Origin of the sequence: Christiangramia sp. 3-2217-3z (assembly GCF_051195275.1) — a bacterium.
In the GTDB taxonomy this organism is placed as follows: Bacteria; Bacteroidota; Bacteroidia; order Flavobacteriales; family Flavobacteriaceae; genus Christiangramia; species Christiangramia marina.
In genome coordinates this window covers 329,335-345,836 of sequence record NZ_JBNJLI010000002.1, presented here as the reverse complement: position 1 = coordinate 345,836, position 16,502 = coordinate 329,335, and the positions used below count along the sequence as shown (strand labels likewise).

Sequence of the window (16,502 nt, the reverse complement as noted above, 5' to 3'; positions counted from 1 at the left end):
CATGAATTAATTATTCAGAGCGATGTTATCGATGAGACGAATGTCGTCTGCATATACTGCGATGAACGCCCTGTATTGTTTTTCTTTTTCTTTGGTTTCAATTTTTTGAAGACTATTAGCTTCAGCAATCATAAAATATTCCAGTTCCAGAACATCCTGATCTAGAAATGCCGCCTCAACCCAGTCTGTCACTTCTTTCGCACTTTTTGTGCCAAATAGCTCGCTGGCAGTTTGTAGCGTTTTATAAATAAAAGCTGCTTTCTGCCTGTTTACATCACTTAGACGTTCATTTCGTGACGACCTTGCAAGTCCGCTATCCTCTCTTAAAATTGGACAGCCAATGATTTCTACCGGTAATTTTGTGAGATCTGTAAGTTTGCGTATAATCTGCAATTGTTGGAAATCCTTTTCACCGAAAAAAGCCTTGTCAGGTTCAGTGGCTTCGAACAATTTTTTCACCACGGTACCAACACCATTAAAGTGTCCATTTCTAAATTTTCCTTCCATGACGGTCTCCAAACCACCAAAGTCAAATTGTTGGGAAACGATCTTACCATCATAAAGTTCAGTCGCATTAGGACTAAAAATCCACAAATCTTCGAATTTTGTCTTTAATAATGCGATATCCTGTTCGAGATTTCTGGGGTATTTTTCCAGATCAACCGGATCGTCAAATTGAGTTGGATTTACAAATATGGATACAACAACCTGGTCTGTCTGTTGCGTGGCGAATTGAACCAGGGATAGATGACCTTCGTGTAAAGCACCCATGGTTGGCACCAGTCCGATGCTCTTTTCTTCAGATTTCTTCTCGCGAATAGCCTCAAGTAAACGTCCTTTCTCCCTAAAAACCTGCATTTTATTTTAAAATTAACAGCGTGCAAACTTAATATATCTGTGGCAATCTGCATAAAATTTTGTAATTTTGCGTGTTTTTTATTCGGAAACGTAACTAAAGCAAAGAATATATGAAAGATAAGAGAGTGTTATACGTCTCGTCTGAAGTTATACCGTACTTACCTGAAACCGATATCTCATCTACTTCCTTCGAAGCTGCAAAAATGGTTAATAACCTGGGCGGACAGATAAGGATCTTTATGCCAAGATTCGGAAATATCAATGAAAGAAGGCACCAATTACATGAAGTGATTCGATTATCCGGGATGAACCTGGTGATCAATGATCTTGATATGCCTCTAATCATTAAAGTGGCTTCCATTCCAAAGGAAAGAATGCAGGTTTACTTTATTGATAACGAAGATTATTTTAAAAGGAAGGCAACCTTAACAGATGAAGATGGAAATCTCTTTTCTGACAATGACGAAAGAGCAATTTTCTTTGCAAAAGGCGTGATCGAAACAGTGAAAAAGCTGAACTGGTCTCCAGATATCATTCATGTACATGGATGGTTATCTTCTCTTCTACCACTTTATTTGAGAAATTATTACGGGAATGAGCCGTTATTCCGTGACGCAAAAATTGTGACCTCTGTTTACAATCAAAGTTTCGATGGAACGTTAGATGAAGAACTACGTGAGAAAATTTTGTTTGATGGTTTTGAAAATGCTAACGTAAAACATCTAAAAACTCCAAACTTCGTAAATATTTTGAAGACGGCAGTAGATAATTCAGATGCTGTAGTAATGGGTGGTGATGATGTGCCTGAAGAGTTGCAGGATTACATTAAGAAGCTTAATAAACCGGTTCTTCCTTATACCGAAAAAGAAAATTTCTCTCATGCGTATCAGGAATTTTATGACACTAAAGTATTGTCAGAATCGTAAGAAAATTTTTAAATGAGATTAAATAATTTATACAGAATAACAGTCTTTATGGCTGTTATTTCCGCTTTTGTAGGGTGTGACGAAGACTTTTCAGAAATAGGTGGAGAGATCATAACAAATCCTTCCAATGTAGAAGTTCGGGAGTTCAATGTGAATGCCTACACTAAAAAGCTTAATTCAGTACAAACCAATAACTCGTCCAACTTATTTCTGGGCGTCACCAATCACGATCTTTACGGTAAATCTGTCGCTAGTATAGTTAGCGAGTTGAGATTATCTACATTAGATCCGGATTTTGGAGACAATGTAGAACTTGATAGTGTAGTTCTTAAAATCCCTTATTATTCTTCGGAAGCAGCCACTTCAGATGATGATGAGGTAACATATGAACTGGATTCTATTTATGGAAATGGTTCTTTTAAATTATCCATTTTCGAGACGAACTTCTTGTTGAATGACCTCGATCCTGATGCTGGTTTCGAATCGGCTCAGAGATATTATTCAGATCAAAAGCAAGTATTCGAGCAGAATATTGTAGGGCCAGCGATCTATGAAGAAGAGAATTTCATTCCTTCGCCTTTAGCTTTCGATTCTTACGAAGTTGGGGAAGATGGAACCGATACTATCGCCAATACACCGTCTTTCAGGATAAAACTTCCTGTGGATTACTTCGAGACGAAGATCATTAATAAGGAAGGTTCTTCGGAATTATCCTCGAATACCGATTTCAGAAACTACTTCAGAAATTTATACATTAAAGCTGAAGAGAATGGAACTGAAGGATCACAAATATTCTTTAATCTGAATAATCAGGATGCAAAGGTTACCTTGTATTACCGCAGTGATCGTGAGGTAGATGATGAAATTGAAGAAAATGTTCGTGGTAGTTATACCTTGAATTTTGCTTCTGGAAACAGAGTGAATCTATTGGAAGGAGCATATCCATCTAATGTTTTGCAGGAAATCCAGTCTCAATCTTCAGAAACCGGTGCTGAAAATCTTTATATTAAAGGACAGCAGGGAAGTATGGCTATTATTGAACTATTTCCAGATACATTGGTGCTTCAGGATCTAAGATCAGAAGATTTATTGATCAATGAAGCTACTCTGGAATTCTTTGTAAATCGTGATGTATATGAAGGTGAAAATCCAGATAGACTATATTTGTATGATTTTACTAATAATGTTTTTCTTGGCGATTATGCGATAGATCTTACGTTAAATGCTGCAGATCCTTCAACTAGTTTGACGACTTTTTCAAGTCCGTTGCAGGTCGAAGAAGGAGAAGACGGTTATTATTATACTTTAAGAATTACTAACCATTTATCCAACATTCTGAATAATGATGGAGATAATGTAAAACTAGGACTTGTAGCAGTACCTAATATTAATACGGTAGTTTCAAGGTCAAGTCAGGGAGTAATTGCAGGTTCCTTAAATTCTGCAGTAAGAAATTCAGAAGAGCTTACCAGAATACCTACGGGTTCTGTATTAACTCCGGAAGGAACCGTATTGCACGGCAGCAATTCCGCAGACGAAAATAAGAGATTAAAATTGAGAATATATTATACCAACTATAATTAAGAAATATGTGTGGAATTGTTGGATACATAGGGCATAGAGAAGCTTACCCTATTGTTTTAAAAGGATTACAAAGACTGGAATATCGTGGGTACGATAGCGCCGGTATCGCTCTATACGATGGTGAGGAGCTGAAGATGTGTAAAACGAAAGGTAAAGTAGCCGATCTAAAGAATAAATTCGAGGAGGAAGTTACTACAAATGGAACTGTTGGAATTGGTCATACAAGATGGGCAACCCACGGAGAGCCAAATGATGTAAACTCTCACCCTCACTATTCAAATTCTGGTGACCTTGTTATTATCCATAATGGGATCATTGAGAATTATGATTCTTTGAAGAAGGAATTGAAAAAACGTGGTTATACTTTTAAAAGTGATACCGATACTGAAGTATTGGTAAATCTTATAGAAGATGTGATTATAAATGAAAAGGTGAAATTAGGTAAAGCAGTTCAGATTGCTTTAAACCAAACTATAGGCGCTTATGCGATCGCTGTTTTCAACAAGACGAAGCCAGACGAAATTGTAGTAGCAAGACTGGGAAGTCCGTTGGCTATTGGAGTTGGAGAAGATGAATTCTTCGTAGCGTCAGATGCATCACCATTTCTGGAATTTACTAATAATGCGATCTACCTGGAAGACGGAGAGATGGCAGTTATTCGTAGAGACAAGGATGTGAAAGTGAGAAAGATCCATGATGATTCACTAGTAGATCCTTATGTACAGGAACTGCAAATGAACCTGGAGCAGATCGAAAAAGGTGGATACGAGCACTTTATGCTTAAGGAAATTCATGAGCAGCCAAATGCAATTAGTGACACCTATAGAGGTAGAATGCTGGTAGATCAAGGCATCATTAGAATGGCCGGGGTAGACGATAATATGGAGCGTATCGCGAATGCAAAACGTATCATAATTGTTGCTTGTGGTACTTCATGGCATGCTGGACTTGTAGCTGAATATATATTTGAAGATATTGCCAGAATTCCTGTAGAAGTCGAATATGCTTCAGAATTTAGATATAGGAACCCGGTGATTTCAGAACACGACGTGGTTATTTCCATATCGCAGAGTGGTGAGACTGCAGATACTATGGCGGCGATTAAGCTTGCTAAAGAAAAAGGAGCTTTCACGTTTGGAGTATGTAACGTTGTAGGATCATCAATATCAAGAGAAACTCATGCAGGAGCTTATACACATGCGGGACCAGAAATTGGTGTTGCTTCCACAAAAGCATTTACAACTCAAATAACAGTGCTTACATTAATGGCTCTTAAGCTTGGAAAGTTTAAAGGGACCATTTCTCATAGCGATTTCCAATTCCATTTACAGGAGTTAGAGCGAATTCCGGAGAAAGTTAAAGAGGCGCTTAAGTCTGATGAGCTTATCCAGGAAATTGCTGCTAAATATAAAGATGCTCCAAACTGCCTTTATTTGGGTAGAGGTTATAACTTCCCTGTAGCTCTTGAAGGAGCTTTGAAACTAAAAGAAATTTCTTACATCCACGCTGAAGGTTATCCTGCAGCAGAGATGAAGCATGGACCAATCGCATTGATCGATGAGCAAATGCCAGTTGTAGTGATCGCTACTAAGAAAGGACATTACGAGAAAGTAGTGAGTAATATACAGGAGATCAAATCCAGAAAAGGAAAGATCATTGGTATCGTTACTAAAGGAGATGAAGAAGTTAGAGATCTTGCAGATTATGTAATCGAAGTTCCAGAAACGTTAGAATCACTTACTCCGTTGCTTACAACGATCCCATTACAGTTATTATCTTATCATATTGCAGTAATGCTTGGAAAAAATGTGGATCAACCGCGTAACCTTGCAAAGTCTGTTACTGTAGAATAGTAATTATTCATATACTTGATAAAAAAGCCTCTTCGATCGAAGAGGCTTTTTCGTTTTTATAAGAATTTTAGCACGGTTCAACGTTGAAAATTCAGGCATTTTTAAATCATTAAAAACTTCTCTTTATTTCAATCTGTTTTTTCAGAGAAAAATTTATCTTTGCACCCTGAAAATGACCTATTTCTGATTTATCAATTTTGAAATCAAGCGAGTAGGTATTTGAATTTTACGTAATAAAATTAAAAGAATTAGATAAATGTCTAAAGTCACAGGTAAAGTTGCCCAGATTATTGGTCCTGTAGTTGACGTTGTGTTCGACTCAGAAAACGCTGAACTGCCAAAGATCTACGATTCTTTGGAAATCGCCAGAAAAGATGGTTCTACTTTAGTTCTTGAAGTACAATCACATATTGGAGAAGATACTGTAAGAACGATCTCTATGGACTCTACTGACGGTCTTAGCCGTGGTGTTGATGTTCTTAATACCGGAAATCCTATTCAAATGCCAGTTGGTAAAGATGTTTACGGACGTCTTTTCAACGTTATTGGTGATGCGATTGACGGTCTTGGAAACTTGCCAAAAGCAGGTGTAGATGGATTGCCAATTCACCGCCAGGCGCCAAAATTTGAAGATTTATCTGTGTCTACTGAAGTTCTCTTTACTGGAATTAAAGTAATTGACCTTATCGAACCTTATTCTAAAGGTGGTAAGATTGGACTTTTTGGAGGTGCGGGAGTTGGAAAAACAGTACTTATCCAGGAATTAATTAACAATATCGCTAAAGGTCACGGTGGACTTTCTGTTTTCGCAGGAGTTGGTGAACGTACTCGTGAAGGGAATGACCTTCTTAGAGAGATGTTGGAGTCTGGAATTATCAAGTACGGTGACGATTTCATGCATTCTATGGAAGAAGGCGGATGGGATCTTCAGAAAGTAGATAAAGAAATCATGAAGGAGTCTAAGGCTACCTTCGTATTTGGACAAATGAACGAACCACCTGGAGCACGTGCACGTGTTGCCCTTTCTGGTCTTACGATCGCGGAATATTTCCGTGATGGAGCTGGAGAAGGTCAGGGGAAAGACGTTCTTTTCTTCGTAGATAACATTTTCCGTTTTACACAGGCTGGTTCAGAGGTGTCTGCACTTCTAGGACGTATGCCATCAGCAGTAGGATATCAGCCAACGCTAGCAACCGAGATGGGTGCCATGCAGGAGCGAATTACTTCTACTAAAAATGGATCTATTACATCTGTACAGGCGGTTTACGTACCTGCAGATGACCTTACCGACCCAGCACCGGCAACAACATTTGCCCACCTGGATGCTACAACGGTACTTTCTCGTAAGATTGCTGAGCTAGGTATTTATCCTGCAGTAGATCCTTTGGATTCTACTTCAAGGATTCTTACTCCAGATATCTTAGGAAATGAACATTATGATTGTGCACAAAGAGTGAAGGAGCTTTTACAGAGATATAAAGAGCTTCAGGATATTATCGCTATTCTTGGTATGGAAGAACTTTCCGAAGAAGATAAGCTGGCAGTATCCAGAGCAAGACGTGTTCAACGTTTCCTTTCTCAGCCATTCCACGTAGCAGAGCAGTTTACTGGTCTTAAAGGTGTGCTTGTAGATATTAAAGATACCATCAAAGGTTTCAACATGATTATGGATGGAGAGCTTGATAAGTATCCGGAAGCAGCCTTTAACCTTAAAGGAACCATAGAGGAAGCGATCGAAGCTGGTGAGAAAATGCTTGCTGAAAACTAAAATTCGTTAAATGTATTTAGAGATAGTTACTCCAGAGGCGGTAGTATTCAGAGCTAAAGTAGATGCTGTGAAAGTTCCAGGTCATGATGGTGAATTCCAGATGCTGAACAATCACGCACCTATCGTATCTGTTCTTACTGAAGGCGATGTAAAGATCGACCTTGCAGCCGGAAGCTCGAACGAGATCAAAGCTAAGGATCAGTCGGCTTTTAGAACAGAAGGAAATAATACTGAAGTTTTATTCTACACCATCAAAGGTGGAGTTCTTGAGATGAAGGATAATAAAGCGATCATTTTAGCCGATTAATATTCTCATTCTTATAAAATTAAAAGCCTTTCATTTCTGAAAGGCTTTTTTTATGTGCATTGTTATACTGGTAATTATTTAGATTCCAGCCATTTCTTTCGGTTCTTTAATTGTTCTTTCGAAGCATTTTCAGATAAAATGATCTTGTATTCAGGGTCTGTTGAAAGTTCTACGGAAGTAGTTTCAGTGTTTCCAAATCGATGATACTCGAGCTTTATCTTTTTACCTTCAGCAGTTCCGGCTATCAATTTTTCCATTGCTTCTGAAGTATGTACTGGAGTTCCATTTACTGAGGTGATCAAATCTCCTTCGTCCAGGCCGGCTTTATAGGCAGGACTTCCTATTACGGTATTCCGACTAATTTCCAGGCCATTCTCTGTTTCCCGGAAACTAGCTCCAAAATGATTCTTTTTGCTGTCCTGAGCGATGCTTACACCTACCTGATCGAACAACTTCATATATTCCGGTTGTCCACCCGTTCTTATATGTTTTGCGAAGAAATTATCTGAGAATTCTTTGCCCGCATATGCTGTAAGTGTATTTTCGATATCCTCTGTATCGTAAGCAACTTCATTCTTGCCATACTTCTGCCATATCATTTTCATAAAATCATCGAGATTCAGATCATTTTCTCTTAATGAAAGATCAAGTGCAAGACCAAGGATACTTCCGTAGGAATAATAAGAGATAAAAGTATTTTCACGATTTACAGGATCTACAGACTTTGCGGCATCTACAAAAGGTGCCTGCATGCTCATCTCCATAGGATTAAAATAGCGGGTGGCAGGAGAATTCCAGACATAATTAAAAGTTCCGGAAAGTCCTTCGATATATTCTTTTTCTGAAGTGATGCCTGCACGATGCAGGATCAATCCGGTATAGTAACTTGTGAAACCTTCAGCAAACCATAAATTTCGACTCATATTTACTTCAGAAAAACTGAAGGGCTCTAGATCCGCCGGGCGAATACGTTCCACATTCCATCCATGAAAAAATTCATGAGCAACGGTGCCAATATTGCCTTTCATTCCACCATCTGCCAGAGCATCTGTCTTTGTGAGAATCGTACTGTTACGATGTTCCATTCCGTCGCCGCTGGCATTCGGCATATAGCAAGCCAGGAAGGTATATCTGCCATAATCATAATCTGGTAATTCGCCGAAAACGGCTGCTTCCTGTTCTACGATCGCTTTGATCTGCTCAAAATATTGATCAAGTTCAGCTTCAGTTCCCTGGTGATGCAGAACAAATTCGATCTTCTGACCATCATGCTCGAAACTTCTGACTTGATGATCGCTGATCTGTATAGGGCTATCCATGAAATAATAAAGATCCGGCGACTTAAAAGTATTCTCATTGATCTTTTCAAGCTGTGTAGCGATCTTCCAGTCTGGTTGATCCCGAAGATCGATCTGTAATTCAATATCACGATCTTTTAATTCTTCAGAATACATAAAGGATGCTGGGATATTTAAATGAGCATGGCTGGCATCAACCTGTGAATAGGTGCCATCTCCGCGATTCGCGTAAAGTATATATTCTATGGTAACAGTGCCATCTGTATTCTTTACCGTCCAGGAATAAGGATCTTCTCTAGTAATTTCTAATTCTTTTCCCTTGCTATTGAAAGCTTTGAAGCCGTACACGTTTTTAGCAAATTCATGCAGGGCGTATCTACCAGGAGAAGTACGGCTCATTCGTACAGTTAGTTCCTGTGATTTTATCTTCGGAAATGTTACTTCTATTTTTGCTTCATGATGAACTGCATTGCTGAAGGAAATTTTATAAGTGTTTACCTGTGAAGTCGCTGCCATGGAAGTTAACAGCAGTAACAATAATAATCGCATAAATTGAAATTTTAGGTAGCTAAATTTAAGAGAATAAATCGGAAATTCTCTAATCTGGCAAATATTCGAGAATATCCCCGGGTTGGCAATCCAGAGTCTGGCAAATAGCTTCAAGTGTGGAAAACCGAACAGCTTTGGCTTTACCAGTTTTAAGGATAGACAGGTTTGCAGTGGTGATGCCAACCATTTCAGCCAGTTCATTGCTTTTCATGTCTCTTTCTTCCAGAATCCGGTCCAGATTTATGATAATGGCCATACTTAAACGGTTAGTTTGTTCTCTTCCATCAATTGATTTCCCTCTTTAAAAATTTCAGCAAAGATAAAAGCCAATAGAGCAATGATTAGAAAATCAAAATCAATATGAAAACCACTTACGTGATAATTGCCAAAAACCCACATGGTAATCCATGATAGTCCGGAAATAATAAGACAATAAATTCCTATCCTATGGAATGCCTGCACATTGGTGGTTTTAAAAGTTTCCAGATTTTCTACTGACTTTAAAACATCTTGAAATTGTTTTATTGCCAGATACATGAGAAGAATTATTCCTGCAAATCTTAGATAATTGAAGTATAGCGATGAAGTGTTCCAATCGGTCATATAGATAACATCCTCTTCTGAAAGTTCTTCTCCTATTACTTTCTGGAATTTTATAGAATTGCCTTTTATCGGTTTGTCTGCATGCCAGCCATTATAAAAATCGCGATCAACTTGAAAGTGGATAAAAACAATCGTGAGAATAACTAAGACAAGAATGAAAGCTCCGTTAATTAACTGACAGAGAAAAGCTGCGGTTTTAAGTAGGCTATTTTTATTCATGATATTTATAATTAGATAGTAAGGTCACTGTCATTTTTAAGTTGGTAGGCTTTTTCAAATATCTTACTTAGCACAATAAAGAATGCTCCAATGGCAATGAAGAGCCAGAAAGTAGATATTTCGAGTTTTAGTTCGAGTCTTGATCGAAAGATGATTCTCATAAAAAAGGAGCCAAAGCTATCGATAATGCTGAGCCAGATAATTAATTTTCCTAATAAGTTGAACCCGGCGATCTGGTATTTAGTGAAGAATTTATTGTTCTGAAAACTGGCTACAATTTTCAATAATAACCAGACGATCAGGCTTATTCCCAAATACAGCAGCATACTGTATAGAAACTGAACTACAGCAGTAGTGTTCGATGTAATCGGGAAGAGCAATTCAATGTCTGTATTGAGATCGTACGTATTGAAGAAACCGTAAGTAATCGCAAATCCCAGTGAAACTAATGCTGTAAATAGAGATAGTGCTAGGCTAACGTAAAGTAAGCCTTTAAGAATTTTAATCGAATCATTCTTCATAATTATCGTTTTACGATAACAAACATATACTAAATTATCGAATATCAATAAATTAATTCGTAAATATTTCTAAGGGCTTGCTGTTATTGATAGAAAATTAAGAGTGAATTAAATAGAGCGTAATTAATGTAGAAATCACGTTTATCTCCAGGATTATTGATTGCGCTAAAACTATTCTTCAATAATAACTATTATATTTGCGACAAACAGATTTACTAAGTATGCTTACCGCAATTCTTACAGGATTTATATTTTCTATTCTCTTGGTTTTTGTAGGGAAGTTTTTTAAAGGTAAGCTCTCGATCCTGGCTTCGATAGTACCACTTGGGCTCTTTTTATACTTTTTCCAGTTTATAGCTCCAATTGCAGATGGTGAAGTAATTACCAGGTCCTTTCAATGGATTCCATCTTTTGGAGTAGATCTTGGTTTTAAGCTGGACGGCTTGTCATTGCTGTTTTCTTTAATGATCACAGGGATTGGTTTCCTTGTTTTTGCATATACCTCTTCTTACTTAAAAGGGCACGAGTACCTGGATAGATTTTATGGATATCTAGCTGCGTTCATGGGCGCCATGCTTGGACTGGTGCTGTCTGATAACATGATCACTTTGTTTGTGTTCTGGGAACTTACCAGTATTAGTTCTTTCTTTCTGATCGGCTTCAATAATACAAATCCGGCTTCCCGAAAATCGGCAATGACCGCTTTGGGTATTACCGGAATAGGAGGGTTGTTGCTTCTTGCTTCAGCCTTATTACTTAATAATATTACGGGTACCTACAGTATTTCTGAAATGCTGAGTATGAGTGAAGCTATTCGTGGAAACGAATTTTATGCAGTTGCTGTTTTATTGTTATTTGGTGCAGCTTTCACAAAATCGGCTCAATTCCCATTTCACTTCTGGTTGCCTGGAGCGATGAAAGCTCCAACACCCGTGTCTACTTACCTGCATTCTGCCACCATGGTGAAAGCGGGAATCTATTTATTAATGCGTTTTACTCCTATTCTTGGAGGTGAAAATATTTGGAATTACACGCTGATCATTGTTGGAGGAATTACTATGCTATATTCTGCGATCCATACCTTGTTCAGAACAGATCTTAAAGGGATCCTGGCCTATTCAACAATTTCGGCTTTAGGTATTCTGGTGTTTTTAATTGGTCTGGGGACCGAAGAAGCATTCCTGGCTGCAGCAGTATTTATAATTGTTCATGCGTTATACAAAGCCACTTTATTCCTGGTGACGGGAATTATAGATCACCAAACACATACCCGTGATGTCACCAGACTTGCGGGACTTAATAAAATCATGCTTCCGGTTGGGATTGCCGGGATACTGGCAGCAATTTCCAGTGCCGGGATTCCTCCAACGATAGGTTTTATTGGAAAGGAACTTACCTACGAAGCTACGTATCATTCAGAAACGATTATCATCATTTCGATGATTGCAATAGTGCTAACTAAGATTCTCCTATTATATGCAGGTTTTGTGGCGGGAATCAAGCCTTTCACAGGGAAACTGCCAGAAGAACACAAAAATGTGAAAGCTCCGGGTCCAATCATGTGGATTCCACCAGTATTGCTTGCAACCTTAGGTCTGGTTTTTGGAATTGCTCCATTTCTAATTGAGGGTGACTTGATCAAACCTGTAGTGACGGCTCTTGGTGGTGATGCTTCTGAAATTCATCTGGCATTATGGCACGGATTTAATCTTATTTTTATCCTTAGTTTGATCACAATTGGCGTTGGAACTACTTTATATTTTATAATCAAGCCTTCAGAAAAACTAGTGGCAGTTGCAGCTGGATATAACAAGATTTCTCCTGAAAATATTCTGAATCTTATCAATAAAGGTTTTGTGCAATTCTCTAATTTCTGGACGAATTTCTTTCAGAATGGATACTTGAGAAACTACATTTCTATCATTATCCTCTTTCTGGTTGTAATAGTTGGATATATCATGATTGGAAATACTCGTTTTGTGATCGATTATAATTCGTTATCTAAGATTACTGTCTATGAGATCACTACTACTTTGATCCTGATTGCGGGAATTTTCTATACTGTTTTTACTGAATCCCGTCTGGCAGCGGTCGCAGCTATGGGTGTGGTTGGTCTTTCGATTTGTTTGATCTTCGTATTTTACTCGGCACCCGATCTGGCCATGACCCAGTTCTCGATTGATACACTTACGGTGATCCTGTTCGTTCTGGTATTGTATAAATTACCTAAGTATTTGAAGCTTTCAGACTATAAAACGCGTGTGAGGGATGGTGTACTATCCAGTGTATTCGGTCTCATCATTACGGTTCTGGCGCTGGAAGTACTTTCTGAACCTGTATCTAAGCAGGTTGGAGAGTTCTACGCTGCAAACTCGTATGTTGAAGCTCACGGAAAAAATGTGGTGAACGTTATTCTGGTTGACTTCAGGGGTGCAGATACACTAATTGAAGTTTCAGTATTATCTATAGCAGCAGTAGGAGTATTCGGCTTGATGAAATTAAGACTTAAGATGAGGGATAGAAAACGATATGCAGATACAAGTCTAAAACAAGAAAATAAGGAACAATAATATGCGAACAACCATCATATTAAAAACAGCTTCTAATTACCTTTTACCGGTATTGTTGGTGTTTTCGATCTTTATCCTTCTCCGCGGCCATTACCTGCCAGGAGGTGGATTTGTAGGCGGTCTTATCGCATCTATAGCTTTTATATTGCATTCATTTGCCAACGGACTAGAAAAAACCAAAGAGCTTTTAATCGTGCATCCGGGATTTTTATTACCGGTAGGACTCGCTATTTCTTTTATGGCCGGTCTGGCTCCAGTGATATTTTTTGATATGCCATTCATGACCGGACTCTGGTCACATGATACAGTTGCTATTCTAGGTAGCGTAGGATCTGCACTATTTTTTGATATTGGTGTTTACCTAGTGGTAAATGGAGTAACTCTTACAATAATCTTTACAATTTCTGAATCGGCATGATATGGAGATACTTTTAGCATTAATGGTAGGTATTCTATACGGCACTGGTATTTATATGATGCTTCGCCGAAGTATGGTGAAACTTATTATAGGGATCATATTGCTTGGTAATGGCGCGAACCTGCTTATTTTTCTCCTCGGAAGAATAACCAAAGGAGCTCCACCAATTATACCCGGGGATTCCAAGGTTTTCGTAGAAGCCTTTGCAGATCCTGTGCCGCAGGCATTGATCCTCACTGCCATTGTGATTAGTTTTGGATTGCAATCTTTTGCCATCGTTCTGGTTAAGAGGGCGCATACCGTAGTTAGAACTGATGATTTGGACGAAATGAACGCAACCGACGAAGATTCATGACACAGCAACTAATTTTATATCCACTTTTCTTACAGATGGCCATCAGTATCATTCTGATGTTTGGCTGGTCCAGGATTCGTTTTCAGAAGATCTTTAGCATCTTTGGAAGTACGCTGAGCGTTATTCTGGCGATCGTGCTCTTCAACTATATCTGGCAAAATGGGACTCAAACTATTCAGGCCGGAAACTGGGAAGCTCCCTTCGGAATTACCTTTGTTGCAGATTCTTTGGCAGCTACGTTAGTCCTGTTAACGGCAATATCAGGATTGGCAGTTTCCATATTTTCTGCAGGTTCAGTATTAAGAGACCGGCTAAGGTTTGGCTACTTCCCCATATTTCATTTCCTACTATTAGGTTTGAACGGAGCTTTTTTAACTGGAGATATTTTCAACCTCTATGTGTGGTTTGAGATCATTATCATTAGTTCGTTCGTGCTTATTACCATAGGTGGTGAAAAGGCTCAGCTCGAAGGTGCAGTAAAATATTTCACGCTCAACATCCTGGCTTCCATGATCTTCCTTACGGCGATCGCTGTACTTTACGGTATTACCGGAAGCTTGAATATGGCCGATCTTGCAGGTCAGGTAGCTGCTGTGGAAAATCGCGGACTCGTTCAAATCACTGCCGTATTATTCTTGATAGGTTTCGGCATCAAGGCAGGAGTTTTTCCGCTGTATTTCTGGTTGCCAGCTTCGTATCATACACCTCCATTCGCCGTATCTGCTATCTTCGGAGGATTATTGACCAAAGTAGGTGTCTATGCTTTAATAAGGGTGTTTACGCTAATATTCGTCAACGAACCCTTTCTAAATAATATTATCATGGTCATCGCCATACTTACTTTAGTGAGTGGTGGAATTGGCGCATTGGTTCAGAATAACATGAGGAAAGTGTTTTCATATCTCATCATCTGTCATATTGGTTATATGATCGCGGGGATCGGGATGTTTACAGAAATTGCTATTGCAGGTGCGATCTTCTACCTTATTCATGATATTATCGTTAAAACCAATCTTTTCATGCTAAGCGGGGTGGTCTATAGAATCACAGGAACTAACAGCATGCGGGATCTTGGAGGTATTTACGCAAAATACCCGAAGATAAGTTTATTGCTATTTATCCCATTGTTTTCCCTGGTTGGGATTCCGCCACTATCTGGTTTCTGGCCAAAGATCAATCTTATTAAAGCTGGATTCTTCGGAGAAAATTATATTACTGTGGCGGCAATAATTTTCGCAAGTTTTATCACACTGGTGATCATCGCGAAAATGTGGGCTGAAGTGTTCTGGAAAGATGCTAAGGAAATGCCGGAAAGAAAATATTTTGGATATTATCATAAGATGACCAATCTAAAACGCTCTCAATTTATCGTGCCAGTAGCTATGCTTAGTATTGTATCTTTGTATATTGGTTTCGGAGCTGAACATATTCAGGAGCTTTCTGCAAGAATTGCTGACGAACTGGTGAATAGTGAAGGATACATTGAGGCAGTTTTAAAGACGAAGAATTAAGAAAATGAAGAATAAATTTCTTTCAAACATATTACTAACGTTCGTATGGGTTGCCCTTACGGGTGATTTTTCTTTCGAAAACTATCTGTTTGGATTTTTTCTGAATTTTCATATTCTCTGGCTTATTACTGTAGGTAGAAAACGAACTCGTTATTTTCTTATAGTTCCGAAGATTATATTGCTACTACTGAATTTCCTTTATGAACTTGTAAAAGCAAATATCGAGGTTGCTTATGAAGTGATCACACCCAGACTGAATGTGACTCCGGGAATAATCATGGTGCCGCTGGATGTCAAAAGTGATATTGGGATTACCGTTCTCGCGAATATGATATCCCTAACACCGGGAACTTTGAGCATAGATGTATCTAATGATAAAAAGGTTCTTTTTGTGCATGCAATGTACCTGAAGGATAGAGAGAAATTCATTCGCGGAATCAAGGATGGATTTGAACGTAGAATTTTGGAAGTGCTGTCATGACGTTAGTAGAATATTTACATTATATCATATTACCCGTGCTGGTGATCTCTGCAGTATTAATACTCTGGAGATTTATCAAAGGTCCAAGCATTGCAGATAAGATTGTATCGCTCGACCTTCTTATTACCACAGGGATCGGGATCATTGCGATATACAGTATAATTTATAGTCAGTCAACTTTAATGGATACTGCCCTTATTCTTGCATTGATAGCTTTTTTAAGTACCGTAGCACTTTCATATTATCTAGAAAAACGTAAAAGGAAATGATAGATATCATTATAGCCGCCATAGCGACACTGGGAGCCCTTTTCGTTCTGTTAGCAGCGATAGGGATCGTTCGTATGCCAGATACCTACCTGCGTATTTCTGTAACGACCAAAGCGGCCACCCTGGGTGTTGGCCTCTTGTTACTTAGTTCCACCATATTCTTTAATAATGCAGATGTAACTTCACAGGCATTTGTCATTATTATGTTCCTGTTCTTAACGGCTCCTGTAAGTGCACACCTTATTGGCCGGGCTTCTTATTTCATCGGAGTTAAACTCTGGGATAAGTCGGTAATGGATGAATTGCAGGGTAAATATCAAAAGAACACTCATATCTTAAAAAGTAAGGTGGACGATACTCCTGAAGATAATGTGGATCACAGTAAAATGGATGACGCCGATAAGTAATTAGC

The 16,502-nt window shown here is 38.6% G+C and carries 17 protein-coding genes; 12 read left to right on the top strand and 5 right to left on the bottom strand.

Annotated elements, in window-relative coordinates; all coding sequences use genetic code 11:
- Window positions 1-6: 6 nt before the first annotated feature.
- Window positions 7-858: a pantoate--beta-alanine ligase gene (gene panC, locus ACSHZO_RS04995; protein ID WP_298245970.1), complete on the bottom strand. Its 852-nt coding sequence runs from the start codon at window positions 856-858 to the stop codon at window positions 7-9.
- Between the two features lie 110 nt (window positions 859-968).
- Between panC and ACSHZO_RS04990 the strand changes: the two genes are divergently transcribed.
- The 5 genes from ACSHZO_RS04990 to ACSHZO_RS04970 all read left to right on the top strand — a co-directional run bounded on the left by ACSHZO_RS04990 (window position 969) and on the right by ACSHZO_RS04970 (window position 7,296).
- A complete protein-coding gene (locus tag ACSHZO_RS04990; RefSeq protein WP_141879031.1) occupies window positions 969-1,784 on the top strand; it encodes a glycogen/starch synthase in 816 nt (271 codons plus the stop codon).
- Between the two features lie 48 nt (window positions 1,785-1,832).
- A complete protein-coding gene (locus ACSHZO_RS04985; protein WP_298245971.1) occupies window positions 1,833-3,368 on the top strand; it encodes a DUF4270 domain-containing protein in 1,536 nt (511 codons plus the stop codon).
- A gap of 5 nt (window positions 3,369-3,373) precedes the next feature.
- Window positions 3,374-5,221, top strand: a complete 1,848-nt coding sequence (gene glmS, locus ACSHZO_RS04980) for a glutamine--fructose-6-phosphate transaminase (isomerizing) (protein WP_298245972.1) — start codon at window positions 3,374-3,376, stop codon at window positions 5,219-5,221.
- A 256-nt stretch (window positions 5,222-5,477) separates the two neighbouring features.
- Window positions 5,478-6,989, top strand: coding sequence for a F0F1 ATP synthase subunit beta (gene atpD / locus ACSHZO_RS04975; protein WP_298245973.1), 1,512 nt, complete (start codon window positions 5,478-5,480; stop codon window positions 6,987-6,989).
- A gap of 10 nt (window positions 6,990-6,999) precedes the next feature.
- Window positions 7,000-7,296, top strand: a complete 297-nt coding sequence (locus ACSHZO_RS04970) for a F0F1 ATP synthase subunit epsilon (protein ID WP_295177850.1) — start codon at window positions 7,000-7,002, stop codon at window positions 7,294-7,296.
- A 74-nt stretch (window positions 7,297-7,370) separates the two neighbouring features.
- Here ACSHZO_RS04970 and ACSHZO_RS04965 read toward each other — a convergent pair whose 3' ends face one another.
- From ACSHZO_RS04965 to ACSHZO_RS04950, 4 genes are read right to left on the bottom strand one after another with little or no spacing between them, the layout of a single operon-like run.
- Entirely contained in the window at window positions 7,371-9,143 is a 1,773-nt protein-coding gene (locus ACSHZO_RS04965) for a M61 family metallopeptidase (protein WP_298245974.1), read from the bottom strand.
- Window positions 9,144-9,192: 49 nt separating this feature from the next.
- A complete protein-coding gene (locus ACSHZO_RS04960; RefSeq protein ID WP_298245975.1) occupies window positions 9,193-9,399 on the bottom strand; it encodes a helix-turn-helix domain-containing protein in 207 nt (68 codons plus the stop codon).
- Window positions 9,400-9,401: 2 nt separating this feature from the next.
- Entirely contained in the window at window positions 9,402-9,965 is a 564-nt protein-coding gene (locus tag ACSHZO_RS04955) for a DUF2975 domain-containing protein (RefSeq protein ID WP_298245976.1), read from the bottom strand.
- Between the two features lie 11 nt (window positions 9,966-9,976).
- Complete coding sequence (locus ACSHZO_RS04950) at window positions 9,977-10,486, bottom strand: DUF2975 domain-containing protein (RefSeq protein WP_295177858.1); 510 nt, start codon at window positions 10,484-10,486, stop codon at window positions 9,977-9,979.
- A 221-nt stretch (window positions 10,487-10,707) separates the two neighbouring features.
- Between ACSHZO_RS04950 and ACSHZO_RS04945 the strand changes: the two genes are divergently transcribed.
- The 7 genes from ACSHZO_RS04945 to mnhG are packed head-to-tail and all read left to right on the top strand — an operon-like array spanning window position 10,708 to window position 16,497.
- Entirely contained in the window at window positions 10,708-13,056 is a 2,349-nt protein-coding gene (locus ACSHZO_RS04945; protein WP_298245977.1) for a putative monovalent cation/H+ antiporter subunit A, read from the top strand.
- Window position 13,057: 1 nt separating this feature from the next.
- Complete coding sequence (locus tag ACSHZO_RS04940) at window positions 13,058-13,474, top strand: Na+/H+ antiporter subunit B (RefSeq protein ID WP_295177862.1); 417 nt, start codon at window positions 13,058-13,060, stop codon at window positions 13,472-13,474.
- 1 nt (window position 13,475) lies between these two features.
- Entirely contained in the window at window positions 13,476-13,829 is a 354-nt protein-coding gene (locus tag ACSHZO_RS04935) for a Na+/H+ antiporter subunit C (RefSeq protein WP_141879020.1), read from the top strand.
- Window positions 13,826-15,340: a proton-conducting transporter transmembrane domain-containing protein gene (locus ACSHZO_RS04930; protein WP_295177865.1), complete on the top strand. Its 1,515-nt coding sequence runs from the start codon at window positions 13,826-13,828 to the stop codon at window positions 15,338-15,340. Before ACSHZO_RS04935 ends, ACSHZO_RS04930 begins: the two co-directional genes overlap by 4 nt.
- A gap of 4 nt (window positions 15,341-15,344) precedes the next feature.
- Complete coding sequence (locus ACSHZO_RS04925) at window positions 15,345-15,821, top strand: Na+/H+ antiporter subunit E (protein WP_026913949.1); 477 nt, start codon at window positions 15,345-15,347, stop codon at window positions 15,819-15,821.
- Complete coding sequence (locus ACSHZO_RS04920; protein ID WP_295177868.1) at window positions 15,818-16,090, top strand: monovalent cation/H+ antiporter complex subunit F; 273 nt, start codon at window positions 15,818-15,820, stop codon at window positions 16,088-16,090. Before ACSHZO_RS04925 ends, ACSHZO_RS04920 begins: the two co-directional genes overlap by 4 nt.
- Window positions 16,087-16,497, top strand: a complete 411-nt coding sequence (gene mnhG / locus ACSHZO_RS04915; RefSeq protein ID WP_295177870.1) for a monovalent cation/H(+) antiporter subunit G — start codon at window positions 16,087-16,089, stop codon at window positions 16,495-16,497. The genes ACSHZO_RS04920 and mnhG overlap by 4 nt, the downstream gene beginning before the upstream one ends.
- The last annotated feature ends 5 nt before the right edge of the window (window positions 16,498-16,502 follow it).